This is a genomic window from Arthrobacter sp. Rue61a (assembly GCF_000294695.2).
Classification (GTDB): Bacteria; Actinomycetota; Actinomycetes; order Actinomycetales; family Micrococcaceae; genus Arthrobacter; species Arthrobacter aurescens_A.
This window is the reverse complement of the sequence record NC_018531.1, coordinates 1-21,419: the sequence shown is the minus strand read 5'-3', so window position 1 is coordinate 21,419 and position 21,419 is coordinate 1. Positions and strand designations below refer to the sequence as shown.

20 protein-coding genes and 2 tRNA genes are annotated in these 21,419 nt (G+C 60.7%); 8 read left to right on the top strand and 14 right to left on the bottom strand.

Features of this window, described 5'->3' with window-relative positions; translation table 11 throughout:
- The first annotated feature begins 12 nt into the window (after positions 1 to 12).
- From ARUE_RS00110 to ARUE_RS00080, 6 genes are all read left to right on the top strand, one after another.
- Entirely contained in the window at positions 13 to 522 is a 510-nt protein-coding gene (locus ARUE_RS00110) for a methylated-DNA--[protein]-cysteine S-methyltransferase (RefSeq protein ID WP_014920289.1), read from the top strand.
- Positions 522 to 1,049, top strand: a complete 528-nt coding sequence (locus ARUE_RS00105; RefSeq protein ID WP_014920288.1) for an RNA polymerase sigma factor — start codon at positions 522 to 524, stop codon at positions 1,047 to 1,049. Before ARUE_RS00110 ends, ARUE_RS00105 begins: the two co-directional genes overlap by 1 nt.
- Positions 1,049 to 1,678, top strand: a complete 630-nt coding sequence (locus ARUE_RS00100) for a methylated-DNA--[protein]-cysteine S-methyltransferase (RefSeq protein WP_014920287.1) — start codon at positions 1,049 to 1,051, stop codon at positions 1,676 to 1,678. The genes ARUE_RS00105 and ARUE_RS00100 overlap by 1 nt, the downstream gene beginning before the upstream one ends.
- Positions 1,675 to 2,409, top strand: a complete 735-nt coding sequence (locus tag ARUE_RS00095) for an alpha-ketoglutarate-dependent dioxygenase AlkB family protein (RefSeq protein ID WP_014920286.1) — start codon at positions 1,675 to 1,677, stop codon at positions 2,407 to 2,409. Before ARUE_RS00100 ends, ARUE_RS00095 begins: the two co-directional genes overlap by 4 nt.
- Before the next feature lie 104 nt (positions 2,410 to 2,513).
- Positions 2,514 to 3,113, top strand: a complete 600-nt coding sequence (locus ARUE_RS00090) for a DNA-3-methyladenine glycosylase I (RefSeq protein ID WP_014920285.1) — start codon at positions 2,514 to 2,516, stop codon at positions 3,111 to 3,113.
- Between the two features lie 723 nt (positions 3,114 to 3,836).
- Positions 3,837 to 4,466 carry a GyrI-like domain-containing protein gene (locus ARUE_RS00080; protein WP_014920283.1) on the top strand — a complete coding sequence of 210 codons (630 nt, stop codon included), beginning with the start codon at positions 3,837 to 3,839 and terminating at the stop codon, positions 4,464 to 4,466.
- Here ARUE_RS00080 and ARUE_RS00075 read toward each other — a convergent pair.
- Entirely contained in the window at positions 4,453 to 5,307 is an 855-nt protein-coding gene (locus tag ARUE_RS00075; RefSeq protein WP_011772795.1) for a rhomboid family intramembrane serine protease, read from the bottom strand. The two genes, ARUE_RS00080 and ARUE_RS00075, sit on opposite strands and share 14 nt — an antisense overlap.
- A gap of 21 nt (positions 5,308 to 5,328) precedes the next feature.
- Positions 5,329 to 5,871, bottom strand: coding sequence for a peptidylprolyl isomerase (locus ARUE_RS00070; RefSeq protein WP_011772794.1), 543 nt, complete (start codon positions 5,869 to 5,871; stop codon positions 5,329 to 5,331).
- Positions 5,872 to 6,025: 154 nt separating this feature from the next.
- Between ARUE_RS00070 and ARUE_RS00065 the strand changes: the two genes are divergently transcribed.
- A complete protein-coding gene (locus tag ARUE_RS00065) occupies positions 6,026 to 6,997 on the top strand; it encodes a hypothetical protein (RefSeq protein WP_014920282.1) in 972 nt (323 codons plus the stop codon).
- Between the two features lie 144 nt (positions 6,998 to 7,141).
- Positions 7,142 to 8,017, top strand: coding sequence for a glycosyltransferase family 2 protein (locus ARUE_RS00060; protein WP_014920281.1), 876 nt, complete (start codon positions 7,142 to 7,144; stop codon positions 8,015 to 8,017).
- An 18-nt stretch (positions 8,018 to 8,035) separates the two neighbouring features.
- Here the strand turns inward: ARUE_RS00060 and ARUE_RS00055 are convergent, their stop codons facing one another.
- The 12 genes from ARUE_RS00055 to dnaA all read right to left on the bottom strand — a co-directional run bounded on the left by ARUE_RS00055 (position 8,036) and on the right by dnaA (position 21,319).
- A complete protein-coding gene (locus tag ARUE_RS00055; RefSeq protein WP_014920280.1) occupies positions 8,036 to 8,944 on the bottom strand; it encodes a DMT family transporter in 909 nt (302 codons plus the stop codon).
- A 145-nt stretch (positions 8,945 to 9,089) separates the two neighbouring features.
- Positions 9,090 to 9,165, bottom strand: a tRNA-Ala gene (locus ARUE_RS00050).
- A 70-nt stretch (positions 9,166 to 9,235) separates the two neighbouring features.
- Positions 9,236 to 9,355: a DLW-39 family protein gene (locus ARUE_RS24560; RefSeq protein ID WP_210065230.1), complete on the bottom strand. Its 120-nt coding sequence runs from the start codon at positions 9,353 to 9,355 to the stop codon at positions 9,236 to 9,238.
- Between the two features lie 47 nt (positions 9,356 to 9,402).
- Positions 9,403 to 9,476: transfer RNA gene (locus ARUE_RS00045), tRNA-Ile, on the bottom strand.
- 113 nt (positions 9,477 to 9,589) lie between these two features.
- Entirely contained in the window at positions 9,590 to 10,309 is a 720-nt protein-coding gene (locus ARUE_RS00040; RefSeq protein WP_014920279.1) for a DUF3566 domain-containing protein, read from the bottom strand.
- Positions 10,306 to 12,975: a DNA gyrase subunit A gene (gene gyrA, locus ARUE_RS00035; protein WP_011772788.1), complete on the bottom strand. Its 2,670-nt coding sequence runs from the start codon at positions 12,973 to 12,975 to the stop codon at positions 10,306 to 10,308. The genes ARUE_RS00040 and gyrA overlap by 4 nt, the downstream gene beginning before the upstream one ends.
- Before the next feature lie 62 nt (positions 12,976 to 13,037).
- Entirely contained in the window at positions 13,038 to 15,116 is a 2,079-nt protein-coding gene (gyrB, locus tag ARUE_RS00030; RefSeq protein ID WP_011772787.1) for a DNA topoisomerase (ATP-hydrolyzing) subunit B, read from the bottom strand.
- A 337-nt stretch (positions 15,117 to 15,453) separates the two neighbouring features.
- Positions 15,454 to 16,008: a DciA family protein gene (locus ARUE_RS00025; protein ID WP_011772786.1), complete on the bottom strand. Its 555-nt coding sequence runs from the start codon at positions 16,006 to 16,008 to the stop codon at positions 15,454 to 15,456.
- Positions 15,995 to 17,188 (bottom strand): DNA replication/repair protein RecF, encoded by a 1,194-nt coding sequence (recF, locus tag ARUE_RS00020; RefSeq protein WP_014920278.1) that lies wholly within the window; start codon positions 17,186 to 17,188, stop codon positions 15,995 to 15,997. Before recF ends, ARUE_RS00025 begins: the two co-directional genes overlap by 14 nt.
- Positions 17,189 to 17,211: 23 nt before the next feature.
- On the bottom strand, positions 17,212 to 18,159 hold the full coding sequence (gene gnd, locus ARUE_RS00015) for a phosphogluconate dehydrogenase (NAD(+)-dependent, decarboxylating) (RefSeq protein WP_014920277.1): 948 nt from the start codon (positions 18,157 to 18,159) through the stop codon (positions 17,212 to 17,214).
- A 41-nt stretch (positions 18,160 to 18,200) separates the two neighbouring features.
- Positions 18,201 to 19,325, bottom strand: coding sequence for a DNA polymerase III subunit beta (dnaN, locus tag ARUE_RS00010; protein ID WP_011772783.1), 1,125 nt, complete (start codon positions 19,323 to 19,325; stop codon positions 18,201 to 18,203).
- Positions 19,326 to 19,900: 575 nt separating this feature from the next.
- On the bottom strand, positions 19,901 to 21,319 hold the full coding sequence (gene dnaA / locus ARUE_RS00005; protein WP_011772782.1) for a chromosomal replication initiator protein DnaA: 1,419 nt from the start codon (positions 21,317 to 21,319) through the stop codon (positions 19,901 to 19,903).
- Positions 21,320 to 21,419: the final 100 nt, after the last annotated feature.

Genomic DNA, 21,419 nt, shown 5'->3' with positions numbered 1-21,419 from the left:
CGTCTACAAGATATGAGCAGCCGGCACACCACCTTGGATTCCCCACTGGGGCAGCTGACGCTGACTGCCCGCGGGGAAGTTTTGACGGGCATTTTCTACGAGGGACACTGGCATATGCCTCCGCCCGACTATTTCGGAGACCCAGCCGGAATCGAGGACCCGGTCTTCGCGCGTACCCGGACCGAACTAGCCGAGTATTTGGATGGCCACCGGACAGTTTTCGATGTCCCCTTCCAAGCTTTGGGAAACCCGTTCCAGGAGAAGGTCTGGGAGCGGCTTCAACATATTCCTTTCGGTGAAACCGTCAGCTACGGGCAGTTGGCTGCTGAATTCGGGGATCCCCATCTTGCCCAGGCCGTTGGCTCCGCGGTGGGACGCAACCCCATCAGCATCATTATTCCCTGCCATCGAGTGGTTGGGCGCAACGGTCAACTCACCGGGTACGCGGGTGGTCTTCGAAACAAGCGTTTCCTCTTGGAATTGGAAGAGCCGGCTGAAGTGCGGGAGGGCAAGCTTTTTTGATGAAGCCCAGGCAAATGGTTAATAAGAAGCCGTTCGAAGCGGTGGTGCGCGAGCAGGGCGCCACAGTGCTTCGGGTGTGTCGTGCGATTCTCGGCGTGCACGACGCCGATGATGCATGGTCAGATACGTTCCTGGCCGCGCTGCAGGCGTATCCGGCTCTCCCGGCAGAGGCGAATGTTGAGGCCTGGCTGGTCACCATCGCCCACCGCAAGTGCATCGACCATGTGAGGGCCGGAACCCGCCGCGCCATGCCGGTAGACAATCCACCGGAACAACCCTCCAGCCTGGGCATTCCTGGTGACGGGCACGAGGAACTGCTCGACGCAGTCACAAGCCTCCCGCCCAAGCAGCGCCAGGCCGTTGCCTACCACTATCTTGCGGGTCTTCCCTATGGCGATATTGCCGCCCTGTTGGGGGGCACCGCCGAGGCCGCCCGTCGCGCCGGCGCTGACGGCGTGAAGTCGCTCCGCTCCGCTCTGGCCATCCACCCGTCGCTGGCTCATACATCCTCGAAAGGTGATATCTGATGACACTTGAACTCAGCCCCGATCACGCCGAGGTCGTTTCGCTTCTGAAACCGTTGGACGCAGGACTCGAACTGGCCATGGCCAGCCTCCATGCCCGGTTGGAGAGCGACGCTCAGCTCACCCACATTTTGGACATCGCGTACAGGATTGTGGACTCCCCGTTAGGGAAACTCCTCTTGGCTGCCACGGATCGGGGAATTATCCGCGTGGCATTCGAGGTGGAAGACCACCAGTCCGTCCTGCAGCTCCTGGCTAATACCGTAAGTCCACGGATCCTTGAGGCACCGGCCCGGTTGGACGACGCCGCGCGGGAACTCGACGAGTACTTCACAGGCGCCCGGAAGGAGTTTGACCTCACGCTGGACTTCCGTTTGTCCCGCGGTTTCCGTCTTAACGTTCTGCGTCATCTGCCTCGGATCCCGTATGGCAACACAGCCAGCTATGCCCAGGTGGCCCAGGCAGCCGGCAGCCCCAACGCGGTACGCGCCGTGGGAACCGCCTGCGCCACCAACCCTTTGCCCCTCATTGTGCCGTGCCACCGGGTAGTGAAGTCCGACGGCAGTTTCGGCGGCTATCTTGGCGGAAGCGAGGCCAAACGCGCATTGCTCCGCCTTGAGGCGGCGGCATGAGTGACGACGCCCTGTTTCCGTTGGAACTTCTCCAGCCGGAAGGGCACGACGCCGGTCCCCGCCTGATTGCGCCCGGTGCCGTCCACGTTCCTGGTTGGCTCACCCTTGAGCAGCAACGATGGATCGTGGCGCGCTTTGGCGAATGGACCCAGGGGCCGGTTCCCCTGCGTGCCGCCACCCTTCCGGGCGGACACCAGATGTCGGTTCGAACCGTTTGCCTTGGTTGGCACTGGCAGCCTTACCGGTACACAAGGGAAGCCACGGACGTCAATGGTCGTCCCGTGCTCGACTTCCCGGACTGGATGGTGCGATTGGGCCGTAAAGCACTGGAAGCGGCCTACTCGCCAGGCGATGAAGGCGTTGAACTCGATGAGGTAACGAGCTCGCTGAGTGGGCTTGCCAACCAGTACACACCCGACGCTGCCCTGGTGAACTTCTACAATGACGGCGCTGCCATGGGAATGCATCAAGACAAGGACGAGCGCTCCAGCGCACCTGTGGTTTCGCTCAGCATAGGAGAGACGTGCGTCTTTCGGTTTGGAAATACGAAGACACGGACCAAGCCCTACACTGACGTTGAACTTCGTTCCGGAGACCTCTTCGTCTTTGGAGGACCTGCACGGTTCTCTTATCACGGCATCCCCAAAGTCCTCCCGGGAACGGCACCGGATGGGTGCGGCCTCTCAGAAGGTCGTATCAACATCACCATGCGGGTGACGGGGTTGTCGTGATTCCGGAGTCCCACCCCAAGAATGTCAGAGGCACCGGGCAGAATATCCCCGGAAGCTGAATTACTGGTCGGCCACGGGAGCGGCCCGGCTGCAGAGGAGCATGCATGACCCCGGATAACGGCACCGTCCTCGGCGAGGATGGCTTGGCACGTCCGCTGTGGGCTGCCTCTGACACCCTCATGCAGGCCTACTACGATCACGAGTGGGGAATGCCTGTCCGCGATGAGCAGGGCATGTACGAGCGCATCAGCCTCGAAGCGTTCCAAGCCGGCCTGTCTTGGGCCACCATTCTTCGGAAACGGGATGCTTTCAGGAAGGCCTTCCTGGACTTCCATCCGGAGAGTGTCGCTGCCTTCACCGAAGCCGACGTGGAGCGGCTCATGCTTGACGCCGGAATTGTGCGCAACAGACTAAAGATCAAGGCAGCCATCACCAATGCCAAGGCCACCATTGCCTTGCGCGACGAAGGCGGCCTGGTGGACTTCGTTTGGTCGTTCCAACCCGAAAACACGCCGACGCCCAGCACCATGGCCGACATCCCTACGACGTCCCCGGAGTCGATCGCGTTGTCCAAGGCCCTCAGAAAGAAGGGTTTCGCTTTCGTGGGCCCAACCACCATGTATGCCCTCATGGAAGCCGTGGGCATCATCGACACCCATCTGATGGATAGTCACCGTCGGGGTGCCTCGGGAGTTTGGACGTAAGTTTGCCGTCTTCGCCGACGCCGAATCGCTTCCGTTGGTCCACAGCGCTTGTCCACAGAAGTGTGTAACTTTATCCACAGGCGTGGATAACTTCTGTGGACATCCACGTAGTTGTGGGGAAAAACAGCACCAACCCGGCGATCGCAGACCTGGAGCCGGACCCGACAGACTTTTACCCACTGTGCACCGCGCTGTGGATAGTGCCCCAAGCTTCACTTAAAGTTCAGCTTCTCGGGATTGTCCGATTTGCCAAGGGAAGACTCGGGCCCTACCTTCCGGCCCAAAGGCTCGTCCGCGTTACCGGGAGCGGCTGAGGACTTACCCACTTAACAACAACCCCATACCCACAAGTTATCCACAACTGGGGAAAACGTGTGGGTTTCCAGATCCAGATCACTGCTTTGCCGGGCTTTACAGCCCTTCCGACGGGTTGAACTACACGAGTGTAAGTTATTAACACTGTTGATAAGCCTGTTGATATATGGCTGCCCACAGCCGTATTAACAGGGTTGTCCACAGCCGCCAACAATATGGGCCGTTTGTCCACATATTCTCTCTCGACGGGGACAAAGTTATCCACAGATGTGGAGAAACGCATGCCTTTCGGGGGATATCTACCGTCCTGACGAGCGTACGGACGGTTTCGGAGGCTAACTACACGCATGTAAGTTACGCACACTGTGGATAAAGTCTGTGGATAAGCCCTGAGAGTACGGTGGTGTCATGAAGAGCGACTTCAAGAAGCAGATCTCCAGCTACAGTGCCAAGCACGGCCGGTTCTCGGTGGTCAGCGTTCCCACTTTGCAGTTCTTGATGATCGACGGTCACGGTGACCCCAACACGGCGCAGTCCTACAAGGACTCGCTGGCTACGCTGTATCCCGTCGCCTATAAATTGAAGTTCTTCAGCAAGGGTGAGCTCGGCCAGGACTACACGGTGATGCCGCTTGAAGCTTTGTGGTGGTCCGACGATATGGAGTCCTTCACCAGCGCCAGGGACAAATCACGCTGGGACTGGACGTTGATGAACATGGTCCCCGAATGGATCACGCAGGAGCACGTGGATATGGCGCGGGAGACCGTCGCCAAGAAGGGGGAGGCCCCGCTTCTGGAAGCACTGCGCTTGGAGCCCCTCAATGAAGGTTTGTGCGTGCAAACGCTTCACGTAGGGCCGTACGACGATGAAGGTCCGGTCCTTGAAGAGATGCACACCAAGTTCATTCCGGAACAGTCACTGACGATGACCGGCAGGCACCACGAGATCTACCTGGGCGATCCTCGCCGCACTGCGGCCGAGAAACTCAAGACCATCCTGCGGCAGCCGGTCTTGAACGAGCCCGCTATCCAGCGGTGACGCGGAACCATGTGACTACGGCCAACAGGCCCGCCACCAGAACCAACCCGCCGGCTTGGAGCAGGGCCTGGTTCTTGCCGCGCGGAGCATAGGCGATTGCGGCAGCAGCCAGGCCTCCGGTAATCAGGCCGCCCAGGTGGGCTTGCCATGCAATGCTGGGCACGAAGAAGCCAATGGCGCCATTGATGGCGATCAAGACCCACAGTTGCTTGGTCTCTCCACCCCTGTGCCGCTGCACAACAAGCATGGCGCCGAAGAGACCGAAGATGGCACCGGAAGCACCTACCACTCCCACCGGGGGCAATGTGGGAGTCAGGGCAAGGAAGCCCACGGATCCGCCAATTGCGGAGATCAGATACACAGCGAGGAATCGGATCCGCCCGAGCAACGGCTCAAGGGCTTGTCCGAAAATCCACAGCGTATACATGTTCAGGACGATATGGAGCAGGAAGCCCTGCGAGTGCAAGAACGCCGCCGTGACCATGCGCCATGGCTCACTGACGGCAAAGATGTTGGCGAACGCAAAGTCCTCGAAGACTGCGTCCCCGGGCACAATCCACTGAAGGACATAAACCAGTGCGCACAGACCGATGATTACGAACGTCACCAAAGGCCGGCCTACTGCCAAGGCTCCGCCATACGGTGAGCGATATGTCGGCGTCGTACGTTTTTGTTCGTTGACGCAGTCAACGCATTGGAACCCGACGGCGGCCGCCCGCTGGCACTCGGGGCACGCAGGGCGCCCGCAGCGCTGGCACCGCACATAGGAGGGCCTGTCCGGGTGCCTGGGGCACACCGGAATATCAGCGGACGGCTCGGCCGACGGAATTCCGTAACTCATGGGCTCTGGTTCAGCGTGCGACTAGAGCTGTTCGATGTCGATGCTGTTGATGACGACGTCCTCAACCGGGCGGTCGCCCATGCCCGTGCGGACGGACTCGATCGCGTCAACAACCTTGCGGGACTCTTCGTCCGTCACTTCACCGAAGATGCTGTGCTTGCCGAACAGCCAGTCCGTGTTCACGGTGGTGATGAAGAACTGTGACCCGTTGGTGCCCTTGCCCATCTGGATGCCGGCGTTGGCCATAGCAAGCTTGTACGGAGCGTTGAAGGTCAGTTCCGGGTGGATTTCGTCATCGAACTGGTAGCCCGGTCCACCCACGCCGCGGCCCAAGGGGTCGCCTGCCTGGATCATGAAATCTTTGATGATCCGGTGGAAGATGGTGCCGTTGTAAAGCGGGGTGCCGGTCTTGTCTTCGCCGGTTTCGGGGTGGTTCCAGGACTTTTCGCCCGTGGCCAGGCCAACGAAGTTGGCGACCGTCTTGGGGGCGTGGTTGCCGAAGAGGTCAACCTTGATGTCGCCGAGGCTCGTGTGGATCGTTGCTTTTGCGGTTGCGATGGTCATGGGCCCATTCTTCCATGCAGGGTCAACGCCCGTCCGGCTGTAAAGCCGGTTCCGCGCTCGGTGAAATCCGGGACGAACTCGGACAGATGAATAGCCGGTGTTCCACAAGCGACGTAGGCTAGCAACAAACGAGCATGTGTATCGGGAGGTAGTTGTGAAGAAATCAGACCGTATTGCCCGCGAACTCGAACAATCAGTCACGGCCGGTGTGGATAACGCCCGCGACTGGGCTGCGCCACGCGTGGAAGCAGCCGTCAATTGGGCTGTTCCGCGTATCCAGCACGGCATTGACAGCGCTTCCCCCAAGATCCAAGAGGGGCTGAAGTCCGCTGCGCACAACCTCGCCGACGGCGTTGCAGTTGTAACGCCGCGGATTCAGGACGGGTTGGCGCACCTCGCGCCGAAGATCCATGACGTAGTTGAAGACGCCACACCCAGGATCCAGGAGACCCTCAACAGGGCAACTCCGGCACTCGGCCACGCGCGGGACAAGGTTGTTGACGAATACCTGCCCAGGCTCTCCGAGCAGCTGGGCCAGGCTTCGGTAGCCGTTCACCATGCCTTGGAGAACGCGCCGGCACAGGTGGATGCCGTAGCCCAGAAGCTGGTTGATTCGGGTGTTGTCCACAGTGTCCAGGAGCAAGCCCACACCACTGGCAAGCAGATCAAGGCAGTTGCGGACCAAGCCAGCAAGGCCGTCTCCACCACGCTGGTCAAGGAACCTAAGCCCAAGAAGCGCGGTTGGTTGATCGTCACGGTCATTGCCGCCGCCGCTGCTGCCGGTGTTGCTGCTTGGAAGGCCTCCAAGCCGGTTGAAGATCCGTGGAAGACCCCTTCACCGGTGACGCCGACGCCCGCTCCGGTTCCGGCAACGAGTTCAACTCCGGCTCCGGCCGAAGCCTCTGTGTCGGCTACAGCAGCAGTTGCTGAGCCGAAGGCTTCGGACATCACGCCGGAAGAAGCCGCAGCTGAGGCCGAGCAGGCAACCAAAGACGCCTTCAAGAACGTGGAGGATTCCACCGAGAAGGTGGCAACCGACGCCAAGACTGCCGTCAAGAACATTGCGGCCAGCCTGCAAAAGGACACCGAAGGCAAGGACTCAGACGCCAAGGGTGCACAAAGCTAAACCCTGAACATACGGCCTCAATCAAGGGCCAGCAAGTCAAGCATGTGAAGGGATCATGGCGTCAGCCGTGGTCCCTTCAGTGTTTGCCGGCTTGTAACCCTAGCCTCCATTGGACGCAACGCCCCGGGTGTTAGATTTGAGGGGATGTCAGCCGATAGACCCCTTGCGGGTGCCCTCCAGGACGCTCCGGAACCTCCGGGTGTGTCCATCGTCATCCCGGCGTATAACGAGGAAAGCGTCATTCGCCAGTGCCTCATCGCGGCCATCTACCAGTCTGTTCCCGCCGAAGAGATCATTGTGGTGGATAACCTGTCAACGGATCGCACGGCCAGGATCGTGCGCCAGATGCAGCAGGAATACCCCGAGAGTCCCATCATCCTCTTGAGCCAGGAATCCACCCAGGGCCTGATCCCCACACGCAACCACGGGCTGAACAACGCCACAGGGGACGTGGTGGGCCGCATCGACGCTGACTCCGTCCTTGAACCGGACTGGGTGGAGCAAGTCCAAAAGGCATTCATGGACCCGTCCGTCGCCGCAGCTACGGGTCCCGTGGTTTATTACGACATGCCCATGCGGCGCTTTGGACTCAAAGCGGACGACAAGATGCGCCAGCTTATGCTCCGCCTAGCGAAGCACCAGTACCATTTCCTCTTCGGCTCCAACATGGCCCTTCGCCGCTCGGCATGGGAGACCATCCGTGATGAAACGTGCCTGGATCCCAAAGACGAGATGCACGAGGACATTGATCTTTCGCTGCACCTGTTCGAGCACGACCTCAAAGTGCAGTACCTGCCCCAGATGGTGTCCGGGATGTCTGCCCGGCGGCTTGAGGACTCGCCGCGGGACTACCGATATTACGTCCAGCGTTTCGATCGAACGTACAAGGCCCACAACGTCAAGAAAATGGCGCTGAAGGCACCCATGGTGGTGTTCTTCTCGGTGTACTTCCCGGCCAAGTTGCTTCGTGCCATCCACACGGCCAACTCGGCGCAAGGCGCCCGCCGCGGCGGTGTGTAAACGCCCGACGGCGGCACCTTAGTCCGCGCCCAGCTCGGCTTCGCGCCGGTCTGCTACCGGCCGCCCACGCCGCTGACCGGAGACGACGACTGCCAGACCCACCAAGATCAGCGCCAAACCCGCATAAGTTCCGGCAGGCAGGGTTTCATTGAGGAAAATGGCCGCCAGGATGGCAGCACCTGGAATCTCCAGCAGGATGATCATGGAAACCAGCAACGGGCTCATGGTGGCCAGCAAGTGGTTGAACGCCGTGTGTCCCACCAACTGCGCACAAACGGTGATGGCAATAATGCCAAGCCAACCGCCGGCGTCGAACCCTGTCAGCGGCTGGCCGCTGAACAAAGCCATCACCGCCACAATCGCCGCGCACATGCCGTAGCAGAGCGTCGTGTAAGTTCCCGTCCCCATGGACTGGCGTGCTTTGCCCCCAGCCAGGGTGTACAGCCCGGCCAAGGCACCGCCAGCAAGGGCCAAGAGGTCGCCCAGAAGCGCTTCGGGGGATGAACCCATGTCGAACCCGGTGATGGCCACAACGCCGCCGAACGCAATGCCCAGGCCTACAAGAACCGGCCACCGGTGCCGTGTCCCCCGAATCAACTGGAAGACGGCAATCCAACCCGACTGCAGGCACACCAAGGCAGTAGCGGCCGCCACGGACGTCAGCTGCAAGGCGGTGATGAAGCACGCGAAGTGGAAGGCAAGTGCCACGGCCGCTACCGCGGACCAGCCGAATTCACGGCGCGTGATCCTCCCGAATGCCTTCGGCTCCCGGATGACGACGGGGCCCGCCATCACCACGGCGCCGATCGCGTTGCGCCAGAACGCGATTGCCAATGCTGTCACTGAGGTGGCACCGAGCGTGCCGGCAATGAGGGGTCCGGAGGAGGCCACACCCAGTACACCGAGCGCGGCAATGAGAAGGTTCACGGATCCACCATAGTGTGGCGGGAGGTTCCCCAACCAAGCGGCCGTAGATGCTCTGCAGGTAAGGCATCAGAACACCTACTCCAGTTATTGGGAAAGCAACCTTAAATGCAAAAGTCCCGGTCATTTCTGACCGGGACTTTTCTTATGGTGGAGGCACGGGGACTCGAACCCCGAACCCCCTGCTTGCAAAGCAGGTGCGCTACCAATTGCGCCATGCCCCCATAAGAAGCAACCCGTCAATCATACCCCATGTCTGGACTGGTATTTACCAGCTCAAACCGGGCTCCTCGGCTAGTCGACCGTGTCGGTTGACTTGCTCCAGACATCCTTCCGGGCTTCGGATTCCTGGGCCTTTTTATAGGCCAGGACACCTGCGACTACCGCTGCTACTACTACCAGCAACTTCTTCACAAGCACCTCATTCTGGTTCAGTTTTACCTGAACCTCTTTCGGTTCCGTGGGCGTACCAGGACTTGAACCTGGGACCTCTTCGTTATCAGCGAAGCGCTCTAACCGCCTGAGCTATACGCCCCGATGCCTCATCGGGCCGAGATATGACTGTACAGCACATCCCGGCCCGATCTCAAATCGAGGCATTTCCCCGGAGGATTTCCGCCCTTTTTGGCGTATTTCCGGGGGTTTTGACTAGTCGTCGGTCAGAGTGACGCCGACGCCACCAACCAACGTTGCAGAAATGTTATACAGAACGGCTGACAGCATGGACAGTGCGGTCAGGAGGACCACGTTCACTACGGCAATGATGGTGGCAAAGGACGCCACCTGGCCGAGCGAAGCAATCTTCTTCAGTTCGAATCCGCCACCTTCGGAACCCGCCAAGGTACCGAGGAGGCTATCCACCTGGTCGAAGATGCCTGTGAGATCCAGCACAGTCCACAGAACGATCGCGGCAACCACCGTGACGATACCCAACGCCACGGACAACAGGAATGCCATCTTCAGTACTGACCACGGGTCCACCTTGCTGACCAAGAGGCGCGCACGGCGAACTTTTGCCTTGGGGGCCGGCTTCACCAGTCCGGGCCCACCCTGCGCCGGCCGCTGGGGAGCGGTGCCCGCCGGACGTTGGCCGGGCTGCACCGGGCGCTGGCCCGGGGCACCAGCGGGACGCTGAGCTCCCGTGGCAGGGCGTTGTCCGGGAGCACCAGCAGGCCGTTGAGCGGAGTTGGTGCCGCTTGCGGGACGTGCGCCTGCTGCTCCGCTCCCGGAAGCACCGGTTCCGGGTGCGCCGGTTCCGGGACGCTGCTGGGGCCTTGCAGGCGTTCCTGCCTGTGCGCTGCCCGCGGGCTGCCGGAGTCCGCCGGGGACACCTGTGCTCGGCTTGGGATATGAGTCGGAATTACTCACTCGTTACCTCCGGTATTGTCTTCGTTCAGCTCCGCGCCCGTTTCGAATTCCGGGTCTGCGTCGTTTTCCGTTTCGGCCGTCACGGTCGCCTCGGAGGCGCCGTCGTTTGCAGCCAACGTTACGTCATCGTCGAGTCCGTCCTCTGACTCTTCCACTTCCAATCCGCGTTCGCTGTTGCGGGCAACCTCGATAATGCGGTCATTCTTGTCCGGCTTGGCGAAGATGACGCCCATGGTGTCGCGTCCCTTGGCAGGGACACCGGTCACAGCCGAGCGGACCACCTTGCCACCCTCCATGACTACCAGGACTTCGTCCTCTTCCTGCACGATCAAGGCGCCAACAAGGTCACCGCGGTCTTCAGCGAGCTTGGCCACCTTGATGCCCAGGCCGCCACGACCCTGCAGACGGTATTCGTCCACGGCGGTTCGCTTGGCATAGCCGCCCTCCGTCACGATGAAGACGAACGAGCCGTCCTGGACCACGTCTGCGGCAAGTAGTTCGTCGTCTTCACGGAACTTCATACCGGTCACACCGGAGGTGGCGCGGCCCATGGGACGCAAAGCATCATCGGTGGCCGTGAAGCGGATTGACTGGCCCTTGCGAGAAACCAGGAGGAGGTCATCGGTTTCACTGACCAACTGGGCCGAAACGAGTTCGTCCTCATCGCGCAGGTTAATGGCGATGACGCCGGCTGTGCGGTTGGTGTCGTAGTCCTCCAACCGAGTCTTCTTGACCAGGCCATTCTTGGTAGCCAGCACCAGGTACGGAGCCTGCTGGTAGTCCCTCAAGTCAAGGACCTGGGCGATGTGCTCATCCGGCTGGAACGCCAGCAGGTTGGCAACATGCTGGCCCTTGGCGTCTCGGCCGGCTTCCGCCAGTTCGTAAGCCTTTGCCCGGTACACGCGACCAAGGTTGGTGAAGAACAACAACCAGTGGTGGGTGGTGGTCACGAAGAAGTGCTCCACGACGTCGTCACCGCGCAGCTGCGCACCCTTGATGCCCTTGCCGCCACGCTGCTGCGAGCGGTAGTTGTCACTCCGAGTCCGCTTCACGTAGCCGCCACGGGTGATGGTGACTACCATTTCCTCTTCAGGGATCAGGTCTTCCATGGACATGTCGCCGTCGAAGCCCATCAGAATGTGGGTGCGGCGGTCGTCGCCGTGCTTGGCAACGATCTCCGCGAGTTCCTCGCTGATGATCTGGCGCTGGCGTTCCTCAGAAGCCAGGATCGCGTTGTACTCCTGGATCATCGCTTCGAGCTCGGAATGACGGTCCTGGATCTTCTGGCGTTCGAGGGCAGCAAGTCGGCGCAGCTGCATGTCCAGGATGGCACGGGCCTGGAGTTCGTCGATCTCCAAAAGCTCCATAAGGCCTTCGCGAGCCGCTTCCGTGGTGTTGGATGCGCGGATGAGCGCAATCACCTCGTCCAGCATGTCCAAAGCCTTGAGGAGTGCGCGCAGGATGTGCGCTTCTTCCTCAGCCTTGCGCAAGCGGTAGCGGGTTCGCCGGGCAATGACGTCCATCTGGTGCGCAACCCAGTGACGGATGAAGGCATCAAGGCTCAACGTACGCGGTACGCCGTCCACAATTGCCAGCATGTTCGCCGAGAAGTTGTCCTGCAGCTGGGTGTGCTTGTAAAGGTTGTTCAGGACCACCTTGGCCACGGCATCGCGCTTGAGCACGATCACCAGGCGCTGGCCGGTTCGGCCGGACGTTTCATCGCGAAGGTCCGCGATGCCCTGGATCTTACCGTCCTTGACCAGTTCGGCAATCTTGATGGCCAGGTTGTCCGGGTTGGCCTGGTAGGGAAGCTCGGTCACCACAAGGCACGTACGTCCCTGGAGTTCCTCAACATTAACCACGGCACGCATGGTGATGGAGCCACGGCCGGTGCGATAAGCATCTTCAATGCCCTTGTGGCCAAGGATGGTGGCACCCGTAGGGAAATCGGGTCCCTTGATGCGCAGCAGCAGTGCTTCGAGGAGTTCTTCGCGCGTGGCTGTGGGGTTATCAAGCGCCCACTGCACGCCTTCTGCGACTTCGCGAAGGTTGTGCGGCGGAATGTTGGTGGCCATGCCGACGGCGATACCTGAGGAGCCGTTGACCAGCAGGTTGGGGAAACGCGCCGGAAGGATGGTTGGTTCCTGGTTCTTGCCGTCGTAGTTGTCCTGGAAGTCGACGGTTTCCTCGTCGATGTCGCGGACCATTTCCATGGCAAGCTGGGCCATCTTGGTTTCGGTGTAACGGGGTGCGGCCGCGCCGTCGTTACCGGGCGAACCGAAGTTGCCCTGGCCCAGTGCCAGCGGGTAGCGCATGGTCCAGTCCTGGATCAAGCGGACCAAAGCGTCGTAGATCGCCATGTCGCCGTGAGGGTGGTAGGTGCCCATGACGTCGCCCACAACGCGGGCGCACTTGTTGAACGAGCGGTCGGGGCGGTATCCGCCGTCGAACATTGCGTACAGAACGCGGCGGTGCACCGGCTTGAGACCGTCGCGGACGTCCGGGAGGGCGCGGCCGACGATCACGGCCATGGCGTAGTCCAGGTAGGAGCGCTGCATTTCCGTCTGCAGGTCCACCTGCTCCACGCGGTCTGTCAGCACATCACCTTCGAGAACAACATCCTCGACGTCGTTCGGTTCCGGGACTTCGGGAGTTTCGTCACTCATAATCTAAGATTTCCGTTTCAGGTATATGTCAGTTCTGGAATATTCAGATGCCCGTGTGGGCCCTAGATATCGAGGAACCTGACGTCCTTGGCGTTCTGCTGGATGAAGTTTCGGCGCGATTCGACGTCCTCGCCCATCAGGACGGAGAAGGTTTGATCGGCGGCCAGTGCGTCATCCATGGTGACCTGCAACAACGTGCGACGATCCGGGTCCATGGTGGTATCCCACAACTCGGTGTAATCCATCTCGCCGAGGCCCTTGTAGCGCTGGATTCCGTTGTCCTTGGGCAGGCGCTTGTTCATAGCGGCACCCTTACGGATGGTTTCATCGCGTTCGCGGTCGCTGTAGACGTAGTCGTGGGCCGCGTTGGACCACTTGATCCTGTACAGCGGCGGCTGAGCTAGGTACACATAACCGTTCTCGATGAGCGGACGCATGTAGCGGAACAAGAGCGTCATCAACAGGGTGGTGATGTGCTGACCATCGACGTCAGCATCTGCCATCAGGACGATCTTGTGGTAGCGGAGCTTGGCGATGTCGAAGTCCTCACCGATACCCGTACCGAAGGCGGTGATCATGGACTGGACTTCGGCGTTGCCCAGGGCCTTGTCCAGGCGGGCACGCTCAACATTCAGGATCTTGCCGCGGAGGGGCAGGATGGCCTGGGTCTCCGGGTTACGGCCACGCTTGGCTGAGCCGCCTGCGGAGTCACCCTCCACGAGGTAGACCTCGCAGCGCGAGGGATCCTTCGAGGAGCAGTCGGAGAGCTTGCCAGGCATGCCGAAGGACTCCAGCGGGCTCTTCCGGCGGGCATTATCGCGGGCCTTGCGCGCGGCCATGCGTGCTTGGGCAGCGGAAATGGCCTTGCGGATAACATCGCGGGCGGGGCCGGGATTCCGTTCCAGCCAGTCACCCAGCTGGTCCGTAACAACGCGCTGGACGAAGCCCTTGACCTCGGAATTACCCAGCTTGGTCTTGGTCTGGCCTTCGAACTGCGGCTCGGAAAGCTTCACAGAGATGACGGCCGTCAAACCTTCGCGGATGTCATCGCCGGTGAGGTTGTCTTCCTTCTCCTTGATGATGCTCTTCTCCCGCGCGTAGCGGTTGATGAGAGAGGTCATCGCGGCGCGGAAGCCTTCTTCGTGCGTTCCACCCTCATGGGTGTTGATTGTGTTTGCGTACGTGTGGACGCTTTCCGAGTAAGCGGTGGTCCACTGCATGGCAACCTCGACGGCGATATGCCGCTCAGTGTCCTCGGTTTCGAAAGCGATGACGTCCTCGTGGACGATTTCAACCTTCTTGCTCGAGTTCAGGTGCTTGACGTAGTCCAGCAAGCCGTCCGGGTACTGGTACACCACAGTGCGGTGCTCGGCGGCTACTTCGCCCTCGGTTGCCACAGCGTCCAGGTCGAGGTCGTCGTCGCCGTCGCGGTTTACCGGCCGCTCATCCGTCAGCGTGATCCGGAGGCCCTTGTTGAGGAAGGCCATCTGCTGGAAACGTGCACGGAGCGTCTCGAAGTCGAACTCCGTGGACTCAAAGATGGTGCCGTCAGGGTAGAACGTTTGGGACGTCCCGGTAACGTCGGTGGCCTCGCCTTTGACGAGTTCACCTTGCGGCTTGCCGCCGTCGGCGAAGGTCATCCGCCAAACGTGGCCCTGCCGACGAACTTCGGTGTCCACCCGGCGGGACAAGGCGTTAACTACCGAGATACCCACGCCGTGGAGGCCACCGGATACGGCGTAACCGCCGCCGCCGAACTTACCGCCGGCGTGCAGGATGGTCATGACCACTTCAACCGTGGGCTTGCCTTCGGTTGGGTGAATGTCCACGGGGATACCGCGGCCGTCGTCCACAACGCGGACGCCGCCATCAGCACGGAGCGTAACTTCAATGTGGCTGCAGTAGCCGGCCAAAGCCTCGTCAACAGAGTTGTCCACCACTTCGTAGACCAGGTGGTGCAAGCCGCGGGGACCGGTTGAGCCGATGTACATGCCGGGGCGTTTGCGCACGGCTTCGAGGCCCTCCAGCACGGTGATGTCGCTGGCACCGTACTCCCTGGGCGCCTCCGCGGGCGTGTCAGGCTTGGGAACAGTCTCCTCTTCGGGCTCTACTGCCAAGGTCTCTGCATTGTCGTTAGCCACAGGCGCTTTCGACTCCTCTGTACTCGATGTCGGCCGTTCCCGGAGCTGCCCACGGCGAACCGCAGCGGCCAACGGGCACGTGACTGATTGCGCCGATTACTACGACGACAGGGGTCCCCGATGCCACAAGAGTGGATTCAGGTCCAGACGACGTTTCACCGGCGCTCAGTGATCTACGCCAATTCTATCGTGGAAACGCTCGAATCCTTGCAAATACGGGGGCAGCCGACAGCTGAATATGCCCATGGGAGACCGCTGGCCCTATCTGGAATGGCCCTTTGGAGGTCCCGACGGGGGCCTATACGACTCGGGGGCGTTGAAACGCCCTGCACGCCGTTTAGCCGTAAGTGTCCCTGGGTCCACGACCGTTAACGCTGCGTCCACCTTTTCGCCAACTTGGAGCCGAGGGCCCCAACACGTGAATGCTGGTGACCACTCCTTCGCCCAGTTCATTGCGAAACATCTCCAGAAGACTCGTGCTCAACAGCCGAAGCTGAGTGGCCCAAGCCGTGGAGTCGCAGCGGACATGCAGCGTGGTGTCAGTGAAACTCTCCGGAGTGCAGTGGGAGGAGATGTCCGGTCCCACCAGAGTTTCCCATTCCGCCATAACCGAACCGACGGCCACGGGGGACGTCCAACCGCGCTCGGCGACCAAGCGGCCAACCACTTTTCCAAGCCCCAAGGGATCCCGGCCGCTGCCGTGGAATTGGGCGAAACCCCTGGTATCCCGAAGCCCTTGGCGTTTTGGAGCAGATCCGGGCCTGGGCGCGCGCTGCCGAACTTCCCCACGGGCCGCTGCGGCCTCGCGCATGCGGTTCAGAGCCGCCTGGGCAGCATCGATCTCATCCGGCTCGCGGCCGGGTTGTAGTCCGTCGCGGCTATCCTTCGCCATCGATGCCTCCCGGAACAACGGTTACGCGCCGTCCGGCCAGCTCCTCGGGGATATCGGCATCGACGGCGGCAGTCACCAGCACTTGCTCGGCACCGGCGACTATAGCAGCCAGTTTACGCCGACGATGGACATCCAGTTCGGCGAAAACGTCGTCCAGGATCAGGATCGGGGCGGTGCCACCGGTGCGGGCGTCATCCAACATCACATAGTAGGAAGCCAAGCGCAAGGACAGGCACATTGACCACGTTTCACCGTGTGACGCGTACCCCTTGGCCGGGGCCTGCCCCAGAACGAGTTCCAGTTCGTCGCGGTGCGGACCTACCAAGGAGATACCGCGTTCCAGTTCCTTTTTCCGCGATGCTGCGAAGGCCTGAACGTAGCGCTCAGTGAGTTCGTCAACGGACAGCAGCCGGAGGTCGTCAACCGACGGCGAAGGTTCCGTTCCGTGATCGGTTGGACCGCCGTCGTCGTCAAGTACGCCCTGAATGGTTGAGCGGTAGATAGCGCCGGCGTCCTTGGAAGCGTCAGTAAGTTGCGCGTAAGCGCTGTTCAGGTGGGGACGCAACCGCTCCACAAGTTCCAGGCGGGCATGCAGGAGTTCTGCGCCGGCGCGGGCCATGTGCTGGTCCCAGACATCCAGGGTTGCCTCGTGCCCGGCGGTGAACTTGCCGGTACGTGCGGATTTCAGCAAAGCATTGCGTTGCTTCAATACGCGGTCGTAGTCGCTGCGGGTTGCGGCGTGCCGCGGAACCAGACTCACCAGCAGTTCGTCCAGGAAGCGACGTCGGTTCGAAGGATCACCCTTGACCAGAGCCAAGTCCTCGGGCGCGAACAACACCGTTTGGCAGATTCCCAGTATGTCCCGTGCCCGGACAGGGTTGCTGCGGTTGATGCGTCCCCGGTTTGCGCGGCCGGCATTGATCTCAAGCTCTATGACCGTTGACTGCTCTCCACGGACCAACTTGGCCCGGATCAAAGCGCGCTCCGTACCGAAACGAAGCAGCGGAGCGTCCGTGCTGACCCGGTGGGAGCTCAGCGTGGCCAGGTACCCGATGGCTTCCATCAGGTTGGTCTTGCCGATTCCGTTTGAACCCACCAAGACCGTCACACCGGGGCCGAGTTTCAGGTCGACCTGTGCGTAGCTTCGGAAATCCGTCAGCGAAAGATGTTCTAGGTACACGCCGTTTGCAGGACTCCTGCGGCCTAGTTGGCCGGACGGGTGGCGTGTCCGCCGAACTGGTGGCGCAGGGCGGAAACCATTTTCATGGCCGGAGAATTATCTTCGCGGGAGGCAAAGCGGGCAAAGAGCGCAGCCGTGATTGCAGGGGCGGGCACTGCGTTGGCGATTGCCTCTTCCACGGTCCAACGTCCTTCGCCGGAGTCCTCAACGTAGTCATCGATCGAGGCCAGACCCGGATCTTCGTCGAGTGCCTTGACCATGAGGTCCAGGAGCCAGGACCGGACAACCGTGCCCTTTTGCCATGCACGGAAAGTCCCGGGAAGGTCCTTCACGATGTCTTTTGCCGCTAGCAATTCGTAGCCCTCGGCGTATGCCTGCATGAGGCCGTACTCGATACCGTTGTGAACCATCTTGGCGTAGTGGCCCGCACCAACGCCGCCCACGTGGACGAAACTGTCAGCTCGTTCACCTTCGGGGCGGAGAGCGTCGAAAACAGGCATGGCGAGTTCGATGTCTTCGTCGGCACCGCCTGCCATCAGGCCGTAACCGTTCTGCAGGCCCCAGACACCGCCGGAGACACCGCAATCCGCGAAGCGGATGCTTTTCTCGGCAAGTGCAGCAGCGTGCTTTTGGTCTTCCGTGAAACGCGAGTTGCCGCCGTCGATCACCATGTCACCGGGGCTGAGCTTTTCGCCGAGTTCCGTCACCACCGCATCAGTGATGGCGCCGGAGGGAACCATCACCCACACCAACCGCGGAGTGGGCAGTGCAGCGATGAGGTCATCCACCGACGCGACATCCGTGACATCGGGATTGCGGTCAAAACCTGTGACCTCAATGCCGCCGTTCCGCATGCGTTCCCGCATGTTGAAACCCATTTTTCCGAGGCCGATCAGTCCGATGTGCACAGTGTGAACTCTTTTCTGTGAAGGTGGCGGGAGACGGTACGGGCTGGCCCAAGTGGCTTGCATTCGTGATTGTTCCGGGGCTCCGGAACCGCCACGACTGCCAGTTAGTTGGGGAGGCGGACCGGCATCACGAGGTAGCGGTAATCGTCCTGGTCTTCGCCATCCGCTTCAGCCTGGGCTGTGATCATGGCCGGCTTCGGAGCAGTGGTGAAAGAGAAACGAACGTACTTGGTTTCGATCACGCTCAAGCCCTCAACGAGGTAATGCGGGTTGAAGGCAACGGTAATGTCCTCGCCGGAAAGCTGGGCTTCCAACTCCTCGGAAGCCTGTGCGTCCTCGCCTGTACCGGCGTCGAGATTCAGCAGTCCCTGGGTGAAGGCAAGGCGGACCGGAGTGTTTCGCTCGGCCACGAGCGACACTCGGCGAACGGCCTCGACGAGTTCCTGAGTCTGGACTGTTGCGTGGATCGGAGTGGAATCCGGGAAGAGCGAACGGATCTTGGGGTAGTCGCCATCCACCAAGAGTGATGTGGTGGTTCGTCCGCCGCTTTCGAAGCCAATGAGCCGGCTGTCGTCATCAGCAAGTGCCAGGTTGATGTCGCCGCTGCCACCGAGAGTTTTGGCTACTTCGTTCAGGGTCTTGGACTTGACCAGTGCGCTGGTGGAAATGCCCGGAGTGACAGGTTTCCAGGGAACCTCGCGCATGGCGAGCCGGTAGCGGTCCGTGGCAAGGAGTGTGATGAGGTCATCCTCGATCTCCATGCGGACGCCGGTAAGGATCGGCAGGGTGTCATCCTTGCTTGCCGCGATGATCACTTGGGACACGGCTTGGGCGAAAGCGTCGCCCGGCAAGGTTCCGCTGATTGCCGGGAGGGCCGGAAGTGCGGGGTACTCGGACTCAGGCATGGTGGCCAGGTGGAAGCTGCTTCGACGGCACGTCAGGGTGACCTTGCTGCCGTCGGTCTCCACTTCGACAGGCGCCGATGGAAGGCTGCGGCAGATGTCTGCCAACAGGCGTCCGGAAACCAAGATGGTGCCCTCAACAGCGATATCTGCGGGGATTTCCAAACGCGCCGAGGTCTCGTAGTCAAAGCTGGAGAGGCTAACGGTGCCTGCCTCGGCTTTGAGGAGGAGGCCGGAAAGCACAGGTACGGGCGGCCGCGGAGACAACGACCGCGCGGTCCACGTAACGGCTTCTGCCAGGACGTCGCGGTCGACTCTGAACTTCACGGAAGGGTGCCGCCTTTCATTGCTGCTGCCATGTAGTAGCTGCGGATTCCTGCTTGGAAGCCGCTAAATCTTCGCAGTCCGGCACCGGAACCTGCATGGTCCGCACTCAGCGAACTACAAACAGACCCAAGGATGGGAGCGCTGCTGACAGCTTAGCCGGAAGATCTGCGATTAACCCATCCCCGTCGGGCCTGCCCCCTCGTATGTGGACAGTCGCAGGCCGGCTTGGGCCGGGCTGTTGGTCTGCTCTGTTCAGGTCGGGACGTGTGGCAGAACGAGATTGTTATTTGAGGGATTTCAATTTTTTGGGATTCGTAGTGTTAATAACTGCTGTGGAAACTGTGGATAACTCGATCTCACCGCGTCGTTTCGCGGTTAAGCCCTGTTCACGGATTGTGTGTTAACTGGGTTTTAAACAGGGTGTGGATGGGGACAACTCCCTGGGCAGTTTTTAACGATCCACAGATGCCTTAAGGGTTTTAAGCCCATTAACCGAGCTTGTCCCCTTAAGTATCCACAGGCTTATCCACATGCACCTGTTAATAAGGTATGTAGTGGCGGGCCCGGTGTGGATTTCAGGAGTCGCGTTGCTGCTGTTTGATCCGGTTGGTCAGCTCGGTGACCTGGTTGTAAATCACACGGCGCTCCGCCATCAGCTCGCGGATCTTGCGGTCTGCGTGGATCACAGTGGTGTGGTCCCGACCGCCGAGTTCCTGGCCGATCTTCGGCAGGGACATATCTGTCAGCTCGCGGCACAGGTACATGGCGATCTGCCGGGCAGTCACCAGGGTGCGCGTACGGGACTTGCTGCAGAGCTCTTCCATGCTGAGCTTGAAGTAGTCAGCTGTCTGGTCCAAGATCTGCTTTGCCGTGATCTCTTGGGCTCCGTCGTCGGTGATCAGGTCCTTGAGAACCATCTCAGCGAGGGCCACATCCACCGGCTGGCGGTTGAGGCTCGCGAAGGCCGTGACGCGGATCAATGCGCCCTCAAGTTCCCGGATGTTGCTGGAAATCTTGGAGGCGATGTACTCCAGGGCGTCGTCAGGCGCAGAAAGGCCTTCGCTGAGGCCCTTCTTGCGGAGGATCGCGATACGGGTCTCGAGTTCCGGCGGCTGGATGTCCGTCAGCAGGCCCCACTCGAAGCGGGACGTCATGCGGTCCTCGAAGCCGGCGAGCATCTTGGGCGGCTGATCGGAGGTGATGACAACCTGCTTGTTGGCATTGTGCAGGGCGTTGAACGTGTGGAAGAACTCTTCCTGGGTTCGATCCTTGCCCGCCAGGAATTGGATGTCATCGATCAGGAGCACATCCACGTTGCGGTACGTGGTCTTGAAGCTGGTGCCTTCGTCGTCGCGGATCGAGTTGATGAAGTCATTGGTGAACTCTTCCGAGTTCACGTAGCGGACCCGGATGCCACTGTAGAGCCGGCGGGCATAGTGCCCGATTGCGTGCAGCAGGTGGGTCTTACCCAATCCTGAGTCGCCATAGATGAACAGCGGGTTGTATGCCTTTGCCGGAGCTTCAGCTACGGCAACTGCGGCAGCATGCGCAAAGCGGTTCGATGAACCGATCACGAAGGTATCGAAGATGTACTTCGGGTTCAGTCGGCCGAACTCATGCGAGGTGCTGGGCGGCGTGGGCTGCGGCTTCGGTTCTGCGAAGTCAGAGACTGAGGAAAGCTCGACGGCGGGTTCCGGCTCTGCGTGGACGGGCACCAGATCGGTGTCCACGTCGATTGCGCAGCGAATGTCGTCCGAGAAGACGTTGCGGAGGGCATCGTCCAGGGCGTCCTTGACCTGCGTCTGGAGGACTTCGCGGGTGAGTTCGTTGGGAACAGCCACCAGAAGTGTTGAACCGATAAGGCCCTGCGCTTGGGCGAGGATGACGAAACCGCGCTGACGGGGTGAAACCCGGTCGTCCTGTTCCATGAGGCTCAGCACCCTGCGCCAGGAACTTCCGACAGTGTTGGCGTGGTTGGCTTCGTCTACTGTCATCAATCAGTTCCTAAATACTTGCTTGCCGGCGTTGCTGGCAGCCGAAGTGTCTCCGGCGGCGCTGTTCTGGGCGATAATCCACAGAGTTATACACAGCGGG